Source organism: SAR202 cluster bacterium, assembly GCA_009392515.1.
Lineage (GTDB): Bacteria > Chloroflexota > Dehalococcoidia > Lucifugimonadales > UBA6952 > UBA6952.
In genome coordinates this window covers 1-9,361 of sequence record VFGE01000036.1, presented here as the reverse complement: position 1 = coordinate 9,361, position 9,361 = coordinate 1, and the positions used below count along the sequence as shown (strand labels likewise).

Sequence of the window (9,361 nt, the reverse complement as noted above, 5' to 3'; positions counted from 1 at the left end):
GAAGATGCAAGTAAAGACGAAGCTGATGATATTAAAGCTAAGCTTGAAGAAGCTGGAGCTACTGTCACTGTAGAATAATAACCTAGTTATCGTAAGGTCTGTTATGGAACCTAAATGGATGGTATTTGTAATAGTATCCTTTGGGATGTTTGCTACAACTTTAGAAGGAACTATTGTTTTAGTTGTTTATCCAGTAATCTCCGAATTTTTCAACACAAGTGCTTCAACTGTCGCATGGATTGGTATAGGGTACTTTTTAACATCCTGTAGTTTACTTATGACTATGGGTTGGCTTTGTGACTTGTGGGGAGGGAAAAGAGTTTATGTTGCAGGTACCATTATTTTTAGTATCACATTGTTTTTAATTTCCTTTTCTCAAAATGTTTATCACATAATATTACTGAGGAGTTTGCAAGGGATTGGTGCTGCTATGGTTATCTCTAGTAGTACCGCTTTGATCGCATCTCAGTTTTCTAAGGAAGAACGAGGTAAAGTATTTGGTTTATCTGGGGCTGTTGTAGGACTTGGTTTAGGTTTAGGGCCTCTGATAGGTGGGTTGTTAATTGAATTTATAGACTGGAAATCTGTTTTTTATACACGCGTTCCTTTGTCAATTATATGTCTTTTATTATCAGTAAAAATTATTGATCAAAATATTGCAAAAAAAGAAATTAAGCTTGATTTATTAGGTTCCTTTTATTTATTTATCTTATTAGGAAGCTTATTGTTTGTAATAAGTCAGATAAATATTTTAGGCTATTTATCTCCATTAATAATTCTTAGCTTAGTTTTATTTATTGTTTTTACTCCTATATTTCTATACCAAGAACTTCATTCAGAATTCCCTGTTGTACAGATAAATATGTTTAAAAATCCAGTATTTTTAGTTTCTATCATTACTTTGTTATTAATTTATCAGTCTTGGAATACTATTGGCTATATCACTCCTTTTGTAACCACTCATGGTATGGGATATAGTATCGTTTTTTCTGGTTTTTTATTGAGTATTTTTTCATTAGTGAGAATTGCAATCGCTCCGATTGCTGGTAGATTAACTGATATTATCGGTTCAAAAATTCTAATTTTTTTAAGTGTAATATTATTGATAATTAGTTTGATATTATTATCATTTGCTATAAGATATGGAGCATCTTTAGAAATTGGTCTAGTTTTAGCTTTAGCCAGCATTGCATTTGGTCTTTTTGATCCTGCAAATAATACAGCTGTGGTGAACTCTGTACCCCAAGATCGTTTGGGTATGGCTTCTGCTTCTATTGCAACTGCTAGGCAAACAGGTTTAGCAATAGGTATAGCTTTTTCTAGTGGTATTTTTGGTTCTAGATTAGCCCATTATAATCAATCCTCTATACAAAATACCCAAGTTGAAAATATAAATTCGGATTTAGTATTACTTGCTGCTAATGATACTATAATCTTGAGTGCTGCTGTATGTGCTTTAACACTTTTAGTATTTGTTTTTTGGATAAAAAGTCATTTCTCAATGAGCATTTAGTTTTCCTAGAGGCCATAATTTTGCAATAATCTTATATTTGATCCAATTGATATTGATGGGCCCAAAATTTTTACTGTCATAACTATCCAAAGAATTGTCTCCTAGTACAAAAAGTTGATTTGCGTCATTGTACCATTTAGAAGCACTCAATTTTTTAATATCAATATTGTGCGATATAAGTTTTTCACCATTAATTATGATATGTGAATCAGTAAATTCAATGAATTCATATGGCAATCCTATGATCCGTTTTATATATAGTTTATTGGTATTAGAAGGAAGGTTAAAACATATCAAATTATTTCGAAATAATTTCAAAGAATATTTCCCCAAAACTATGTCATTAGTATTGAGACAAGGCGACATACTTTGCCCATCTACTTTTAGTATTTTGTATTGTATATATTTATAAATATTCAAGATAAAATTAACTTTTTTTCAATTCTTTAGCAATATGAATAATATTCAAGAAAATGCTTTTTTGACAAGTTGATTAACCATTAGAGTTAGGGTAATCTAATACATATTTACTTTATCTCAATATTTTAGGAGTGTGAATGTTGATTTCTAAGAAGTTGGTAGAATTTTCAAAAATAGAGACTGCTTTTGCTCATTGTGACGTACCTTGTGGGATATATGATCCACACCTGGCACAAGTTGCAGCTTTGACTACTATGCGAATGATACAATTAATTGAAGCTGCTGAAGTACCATCTACTGATGCAGATAGAACAAATTATGTTTCTCAATTAAGCAGATATGTATCAACTAAAGAGGAGCATGCTGAACTATGCAAAAAAGAAATTCGTATTCTTTGGGCTGATTATTTTAGACCTGAGCACATAGAAAAATATCCCGAATTGCACGATACAGTTTTTAATGCACTGAAAACAGCATCGAAGGTTAGGCAGACCAATGATACCCAAGCTCCTCAAGATTTACTTAATGCAGTAAATCAAATAGCCACGATCTTTTGGGCTACTAAGGATGTAAAAACTTCAGTACAACCTTCTAGACAAGCAGTAGGTGGAGAATTAGTACTACCTGCATAAAATAATATCAATATAATATAAACAAAAACTGGCTGTCAGAAACTTTTGTGGCCAGTTTTTGTTTTAGTTAATAACTAATGGAGGTAAATATGGATAAGGTTAGAATAGGATATATTGGAGCTGGCAATTTTAGTCGAAACAAAATACTTCCAAATTTTCAAGCCTTGAGTAATGTTGATTTAGTAGCAGTTTCAAATAGTTCAGAAGAATCTAGCCTAAAAGTACAAGAACAATTTGGTTTTTCTAGAATTGAGAAAGACTGGAATCAGATTTTGGAATCTAAGGATATTGACGCTGTAGTGATTGGTACTCGAACAGATAAACATTATGAAATGTCGATACCCGCTTTGAAAGCGGGTAAACACGTTTTAGTTCTTAATGCTATGACAAGGACAGTTACAGAAGCGAAAGAAATGCTTAGCGTAGCAAATGAAAACTCACATTTAGTTTCATTAATATATCCTGGACAATTTTATGTACAAGAAGATGCAATTTTTAAGCGGATTTTAGATTCTGGGAAAATAGGGAAAATCCAACATATTATTGATTATTGGTACACCCCATTCTTTGGTTTAGGTAGTCAGTTTGAAGTTATTAATAGAATCTTTGGTGATCAAGTTAGGCTTTTTGCTAATCGTACAAGTTTTCAACAAGAATCAACTAATACAGATCATCATGGTAGATCAGTTCGTCCTGAATCTAATACTGTGTTGACACAACGAGGAGATGGATCTTTGGTTTCATATTTACATTCTACGGTTGCTGGATCAGCTCAACATAGCAGAATAGAAGTTTATGGTAGTGAAGGTGTTATAGTATGCGGATCTTTTAAGGACCAATCATATATAAAAATAGGTGGAACAGAGGATGAAAATTTAGAAGATGTTGTAATTGATACAGATTTAAAACCTTTATGGGATAATGGAGATAGTATACTTGTAGAGAAGAATTTTATTGATGCAATTATTGTTAACCAAAAACCTTCCAGTTCAATACCATTATTTAAAGATGGTTTAAAATTATTGCAGTTTGCTTCAGCTTGGAAAGAATCTAATGATAATGGTATATGGGTTGATTTACCAAATCAATAAGTAAAAAATATGCTGAAATTATTAAGAATAAAAAATTTAGCCAATATCTCTTCTATAGATCTTGAATTTGGAATAGGCTTTAATGTGCTAACTGGACAAACAGGTATAGGTAAATCTGTAATTGTTCATGCGTTAGAGTTAATAGCTGGATCAAGAGTAGATTCAAATCTCGTAAAATCTGGACAAGATTCAGCAGTCATCCAAGCAATATTTGATCTTGATGAATCTTTATCAATTACAGTCATGAATATTCTATCTTCTATAGGAGTGGATTATATTTCAACTGATAATTTAATAATTTCAAGGGAATTAAATCGAGATAATAGAAATATATGTAGAATAAACGGTGATATCATTCCATTACGATCACTTAAACAAATTTCTGAAGTATTGTTAGATATTCATGGCCAGTCGGATCATTTATCAATCTTAAAAACAAGCAATCAACTCGATTTATTAGATGAATACGCTGGTTTAACAAAAGAAAGGAATGTAATCGAACAAATATTCTTAGATCTCAATCAGTGTTATGAAGATCTTGAAAATTTTTTTACTGCGGTTGATATATCTGAAGAATCTCTATTGGAGTTAAGAGAACAATATAATGAAATTGAATCTTCTAGTTTATTAGAAAATGAAGATTCTATGCTTATTGATGAACAAAAAGAAATAAAAAATTTAGAATCTTTAAAAATATTATCTGATGAAGGATATAAAATCATATACGGAGACGATACGGGTAATAATTCATATTTAAATCAAATAACAAATCTTGCTGGTGAAATAAACGCATTACATTTAGACGATTCAGATTTGAATGATTTGCAAAGTCGTTTACTTTATATAACGAGTGAATTAGAAGATCTAGGTACTTCTTTTAGAAGATATAGAGATAATCTCCAATACTCTGAAAATCGATTGTCAGAAATTGAAGATCGTTTATCTTTAATTTTTAAATTAAAAAGACGATTTGGAAATGAAATATCAGAAATATTACAATATGCAGAATCATTAAAATCGAAATTAAATTTGATTGAAGAAAAAAATAATTTTATTACTGTGAAAAAGGATGTAATTACAAACCTGGAAAAAGAAATTTTATTAACGTCTGTAAAAATTTCTAATGCAAGAGTTAATGCTGCAAAAGAATTATCAATAGCATTACATGATGAACTTAGCGATTTATCGATGAAAACTACAAATATATCAATTTCAATTGATGATTTAACACATCAAATTAATAATAGTATAGAAGTGGATGATGTAAATGGTAATAAATCTGTAATATCACGAACTGGCAAGGATAAAGTGGAGTTTTTAATGGCTGAAGGCAATAATCCATTTTTGTCACTAAATAATATAGTTTCTGGGGGAGAAGCTTCACGGGTTATGTTGGGATTAAGAATCATTTTATCTGAAATTGATAAAATTCCCCTCATTGTATTTGACGAAATAGACTCAGGTGTTGGAGGTCGCTTAGGATTTATATTAGGCACAAAATTTATAAAACTAAGCAAAAATAGGCAGGTTTTTTGTATTACACACCTCCCACAAGTTGCTTCATTTGCAGATCATCATATTCGACTAAATCGTATTGATGATCATGATTCTTTCGATATACAAGCAGAAGTTTTGAATGATTCTTCTAGGGTAGATGAAATCTCTTCAATGTTAGGTAATACTGGCATACAAGGAAGAAAAAGTGCTATAGAAATGCTAGAATTAGCACGGAAAAACAAATGATTTTGTTGATAAGCTATCGATAAAACCTTTAAATTGCATAGAAATAATCTATTAAGTGTTGATAGCCCTTGAAGCTATAATTCGAGTGCGTTATTCTTTTCACAAAGTAAACTCTAATTTATGTTGGGAATTTATGAAAATTGGTGTAATTAATCAAGTTAAAGATAGCGAAAAACGTGTTTTATTGACACCAGCTGATGCCGCGAAATTAATAAAACTAGGACATAGCGTTTATATTGAATCTAACTCGGGGAGTGGCGCCTTTTTCCCAGACACTTTATACACTGACGTTGGTGCATCTATTTCTAATAATTCTGATATTCTAAGTACGCCTGATATTATATTATCATTAAATTCAAATGACCCTGATATTATAAATAAAATACAAAAAGGTAAAACATTAATTACTAATATACCTTTAAATTTGAATAATGAATTTGCTAATAATGCTGCCAAAGGGCAAGTAACGCTTATCAATCTAGGTACTATTCCTCGTATAGCAAGAGCCCAAAGTATGGATATACTTAGTTCTCAAAGTAGTTTAGCTGGTTATAAAGCTACCCTGATTGCTGCGCAGTTACTTGGAAAGATTTTTCCAATGATGATGACTGCTGCAGGTACTATACCCCCAGCACATGGGTTAATTCTTGGCGCAGGTGTAGCTGGTTTACAGTCTATTGCTACTTCAAGAAGATTAGGAGCTGTTGTTAGTGCTTATGATGTTAGGCCTGTTGTTAAGGAACAAGTGGAAAGTCTAGGAGCGAAATTTTTACAATTAGATTTTGGAGAGCAAAATTTAGAAGATTCCAGTGGATATGCAAAAGAAGTTACAAATGATATTAAAGTAAAAGAAGATGCCTTAGTTCATCAAAATGTCGCATTAGCTGACTATGTTATTACTACTGCTTTGATACCAGGACGACCTGCTCCATTATTAGTTAATAAAGATATGGTTTCTAGTATGAAGCCTGGATCAGTAATAATAGATATGGCAGCTGAAATGGGCGGTAACTGTGAACTTACTAAACCTGGGGAGACCATTATTTCTAACGATGTAATAATAAGTGGCCCCATAAATTTACCCAGTCAAATTCCTAATCATGCTAGTCAAATGTTATCAGCTAATATTATTTCATTGTTAAAACATTTTATTCCTAAAACAGAATTGATTATTGATTTAGAGGATGAAATAACTCAACAAACTTGTACTAGCCATGAAGGAATAAATCTTTTGGAAAATAATTTAAATGATACCAAGAACGTGAAAGATTCAAATAATGAATGAGATAGAATTAATTTTTATTTTATATGTTTTTGTCCTAGCTATTTTTGTAGGTTTTGAATTAATAACCAAAGTTCCTCCGACCCTACATACTCCATTAATGTCGGGTGCTAATGCAATCTCGGGTATAACGATTATTGGTGCACTTATAGTCTCAGGTCAGTCAAATAATGATGTAACGCTTTCTTTATTTGGTATTACAGTTAACATAGCTACAATTCTCGGATTATTTGCTTTAATTTTCGCTACTATTAATGTAGTAGGTGGATTTACTGTTACTGATAGGATGCTCCAGATGTTTAAAAAAGGGAATAATCGATGAGTTCAGTATTTGATATCACAATGAATGACATAATCCAACTCATATATTTAATAGCTGCTATAGCTTTTATGCTAGGTATCAAATATTTAAGTTCACCAGCTACGGCTAGAAAAGGAAATGTTTTCGCTAGTATTGGTATGTTGCTAGCAATTGTAGCTACCCTTTTTAATGAAAATATTATTAGCTATGAGTTAATAGTTGTAGGTTTGATTATAGGTAGTTTAATTGGTGTTGTCCTGGCGAAAAAAGTACAAATGACAGCAATGCCTCAGATGGTTGCTATTTTCAACGGATTTGGTGGTTCAGCCTCTGCATTAATTGCTAGTGCAGAATTTGTAAATTTAAATAATAGTACCGAAAAATTTTCAATTTTAATGATATCTCTAAGTGTATTGATAGGTTTTGTTACATTTTCAGGAAGTATTATAGCGTTTTTGAAACTTCAGGAACTAATAAGTGGAAGAGCAATTGTATATCCTTTTCAAAAAACTATAACAGCAATTTGTTTTATATCAGTGATAATGCTTTCTTCATATCTAATATTCTCTGGTACTTCTACTCTAGCTTTTATTATTATCATTTCTTTGTGCCTATTATTAGGTATTTTATTAGTTATTCCTATAGGAGGAGCTGATATGCCTGTAGTGGTATCCCTGCTTAATTCTTATTCAGGTTTAGCAGCAGCTGTTACAGGGTTTTTATTAAACAACCTTCTCCTAGTTATCTCTGGATCTTTAGTTGGGGCAGCAGGCCTTATACTGACAATGATTATGACTAAAGCTATGAATAGGTCTTTGGTTAATGTTATATTTGGTAATTTTGGGGCTGTAGATTCTAGTAGTTCTGGAGATGATAATACAGATAAAATTGTGCGATCAACTAGTTTTGAGGAAGTTGCAATTTTATTAGCTTATGCCGATAGAGTAATTTTTGTTCCTGGATATGGATTGGCTGTCGCCCAAGCACAACACCAAGTTAGAGAGCTTGCAGATCTTCTTGAATCAAAAGGAGTGGATATAAGATATGCAATTCATCCAGTTGCTGGACGAATGCCTGGTCACATGAATGTGCTTTTAGCTGAAGCAAATATACCTTATGATAAACTCTATGATCTGGATGACATTAATGATTCTTTTGATAATACTGATGTTTCTGTTGTAATTGGTGCCAATGATGTAATAAATCCAGCAGCAAGAGATACTCCTTCAAGCCCATTGTATGGAATGCCAATATTAAATGTGGATAAATCACGAAGTGTTGTAGTATTAAAGAGAAGTATGAGCCCAGGATTTGCTGGCGTAGATAATGATTTGTTTTATATGGATAATACTATGATGTTTTTTAGAGACGCTAAAGATGGCCTAAATGAAATTATTTCTGAAGTTAAAGATAATTTACTCTAGGTGGGAATTATGCCAAAGGACGATAATAAAACGGTATACATAAATTTATATGGAATCTCTGAACCAGAGATAGTTCCATTTTATAAACGTGGTGTATTCATAATTTTAATATCATTTATATTAGTATCTTTAATAGCTTTATTGTTTATTATAACTTAGAAAAATAGGATTAATGTATAGATGAAGTATGAATCAGTAATTGGATTAGAAGTTCATGCGCAACTAACTACTGATAGTAAAATGTTCTGTAGTTGCCCTGCGGAATATCAAGGTAAACTTATTAATACAATGGTATGCCCAGTATGTATGGGAATGCCTGGTAGTTTGCCTGTTATTAATGAAAAAGCTGTACAATTAGTTATAGCTACTGGTTTGGCTCTTAACTGTTCTATTTCAGAATGGACTAAATTTGATAGAAAGAACTATCCTTATCCAGATTTAATGAAGGGGTACCAGATTTCACAGTATGATTATCCCATAGCTTATAGTGGCCATTTAGACATTACATCTGAAAATATATCTTCAACAGTTCGAATTAATAGAGTTCATCTAGAAGAAGATGTAGCTAAACTTACGCACACAGGTATAAATTCTGATGCAAGAAGTCTACTTGATATAAATAGAGCCGGAGTACCTTTAATGGAAACTGTGTCAGAACCAGATATAAGAACTTCTGATCAAGCAAGAGAATATTTGGTCCAACTCCGTTCAATACTTCAGTTTATAGGCGTATCCACTTGTAATATGGAAGAAGGAAATTTTAGATGTGATGCCAATATAAGTATAAGACCAATTGGTGAATCCAATCTTGGATCTAAAGTTGAAGTGAAAAATATGAATAGTTTGCGTGCAGTACAAGGTGCTTTAGAATTTGAATTCGAGCGCCAAGTGAAATTAGCTGAAAAAGGTGAAAGGATTATCCAGGAAACTCGAGGATGGGTTGATGATAAAGAAA

At 31.8% G+C, this 9,361-nt stretch carries 10 protein-coding genes; 9 read left to right on the top strand and 1 reads right to left on the bottom strand.

Translation table 11 applies throughout. The features are described 5' to 3' along the window. Both FI695_05645 and FI695_05640 read left to right on the top strand, forming a co-directional pair. Positions 1-78: ribosomal protein L7/L12 (locus FI695_05645; GenBank protein MQG51444.1), on the top strand; the 78-nt coding region annotated here is incomplete at its 5' end. A gap of 25 nt (positions 79-103) precedes the next feature. Then, complete coding sequence (locus tag FI695_05640; GenBank protein MQG51443.1) at positions 104-1,513, top strand: MFS transporter; 1,410 nt, start codon at positions 104-106, stop codon at positions 1,511-1,513. Here FI695_05640 and lepB read toward each other — a convergent pair. Continuing rightward, entirely contained in the window at positions 1,499-1,936 is a 438-nt protein-coding gene (gene lepB, locus FI695_05635) for a signal peptidase I (GenBank protein ID MQG51442.1), read from the bottom strand. The genes FI695_05640 and lepB overlap by 15 nt on opposite strands. Positions 1,937-2,070: 134 nt before the next feature. On the opposite strand from lepB, the gene sodN reads away from it, so the two are divergent. From sodN to gatB, 7 genes are all read left to right on the top strand, one after another. Then, positions 2,071-2,565 carry a superoxide dismutase, Ni gene (sodN, locus tag FI695_05630; GenBank protein ID MQG51441.1) on the top strand — a complete coding sequence of 165 codons (495 nt, stop codon included), beginning with the start codon at positions 2,071-2,073 and terminating at the stop codon, positions 2,563-2,565. A 77-nt stretch (positions 2,566-2,642) separates the two neighbouring features. Continuing rightward, entirely contained in the window at positions 2,643-3,656 is a 1,014-nt protein-coding gene (locus FI695_05625) for a Gfo/Idh/MocA family oxidoreductase (protein MQG51440.1), read from the top strand. Between the two features lie 9 nt (positions 3,657-3,665). Beyond that, positions 3,666-5,399: a hypothetical protein gene (locus FI695_05620; protein MQG51439.1), complete on the top strand. Its 1,734-nt coding sequence runs from the start codon at positions 3,666-3,668 to the stop codon at positions 5,397-5,399. 133 nt (positions 5,400-5,532) lie between these two features. Next, positions 5,533-6,684, top strand: coding sequence for an NAD(P) transhydrogenase subunit alpha (locus FI695_05615; protein MQG51438.1), 1,152 nt, complete (start codon positions 5,533-5,535; stop codon positions 6,682-6,684). After that, entirely contained in the window at positions 6,677-7,003 is a 327-nt protein-coding gene (locus tag FI695_05610) for an NAD(P) transhydrogenase subunit alpha (GenBank protein ID MQG51437.1), read from the top strand. Before FI695_05615 ends, FI695_05610 begins: the two co-directional genes overlap by 8 nt. Positions 7,004-7,023: 20 nt before the next feature. Continuing rightward, positions 7,024-8,406 carry an NAD(P)(+) transhydrogenase (Re/Si-specific) subunit beta gene (locus FI695_05605; protein ID MQG51436.1) on the top strand — a complete coding sequence of 461 codons (1,383 nt, stop codon included), beginning with the start codon at positions 7,024-7,026 and terminating at the stop codon, positions 8,404-8,406. A gap of 180 nt (positions 8,407-8,586) precedes the next feature. Then, on the top strand, positions 8,587-9,361 hold a 775-nt coding region (gene gatB / locus FI695_05600; GenBank protein ID MQG51435.1), incomplete at its 3' end, for an Asp-tRNA(Asn)/Glu-tRNA(Gln) amidotransferase subunit GatB.

What these genes read in the sequence shown, in the direction of transcription:
- FI695_05605 (MQG51436.1), top strand. Translation starts at nt 7,024, where the DNA reads ATGAATGACATAATCCAACTCATATATTTAATAGCTGCTATAGCTTTT.
- FI695_05625 (MQG51440.1), top strand. Translation starts at nt 2,643, where the DNA reads ATGGAGGTAAATATGGATAAGGTTAGAATAGGATATATTGGAGCTGGC.
- FI695_05610 (MQG51437.1), top strand. Translation starts at nt 6,677, where the DNA reads ATGAATGAGATAGAATTAATTTTTATTTTATATGTTTTTGTCCTAGCT.
- FI695_05620 (MQG51439.1), top strand. Translation starts at nt 3,666, where the DNA reads ATGCTGAAATTATTAAGAATAAAAAATTTAGCCAATATCTCTTCTATA.
- sodN (MQG51441.1), top strand. Translation starts at nt 2,071, where the DNA reads ATGTTGATTTCTAAGAAGTTGGTAGAATTTTCAAAAATAGAGACTGCT.
- FI695_05640 (MQG51443.1), top strand. Translation starts at nt 104, where the DNA reads ATGGAACCTAAATGGATGGTATTTGTAATAGTATCCTTTGGGATGTTT.
- FI695_05615 (MQG51438.1), top strand. Translation starts at nt 5,533, where the DNA reads ATGAAAATTGGTGTAATTAATCAAGTTAAAGATAGCGAAAAACGTGTT.